The following is a 531-nucleotide window of genomic DNA, read 5'->3' as shown; positions in this document are numbered from 1 at the left end:
TTTCGGAGGCGACCGCCCCAGTCAAACTCCCCACCTGACATTGTCCCCCAGCCGGATCACGGCTGATGGTTAGAAATCCAATACTACAAGGGTGGTATCCCAACAGCGACTCCTCTATGACTGGCGTCATAGATTCCTAGTCTCCCACCTATCCTGTACATGCAATATCGAATCCCAGTATCAAGCTAGAGTAAAGCTCCATGGGGTCTTTCCGTCCTGGCGCAGGTAACCAGCATCTTCACTGGTATTTCAATTTCACCGGGTGCATTGTTGAGACAGTGTCCAAATCATTACGCCTTTCGTGCGGGTCGGAACTTACCCGACAAGGAATTTCGCTACCTTAGGACCGTTATAGTTACGGCCGCCGTTTACTGGGGCTTAAGTTCAAAGCTTCGCTTGCGCTAACCTCTCCCCTTAACCTTCCAGCACCGGGCAGGCGTCACCCCATATACTTCACCTTTCGGTTTTGCATAGAGCTGTGTTTTTGCTAAACAGTTGCTTGGACCAATTCTCTGCGACCAACTTGCGTTG

The 531-nt window shown here is 50.8% G+C and carries 1 rRNA gene; it reads right to left on the bottom strand.

The window, feature by feature from the left end:
- Window positions 1-531, bottom strand: a 23S ribosomal RNA gene (locus BUB85_RS00005); the annotation flags it as partial.

This window comes from Hespellia stercorisuis DSM 15480, assembly GCF_900142165.1.
Taxonomy (GTDB): Bacteria; Bacillota; Clostridia; order Lachnospirales; family Lachnospiraceae; genus Hespellia; species Hespellia stercorisuis.
The sequence above is the reverse complement of the archived record's forward strand: the minus strand, read 5'-3'. Positions and strand labels throughout refer to the sequence as shown.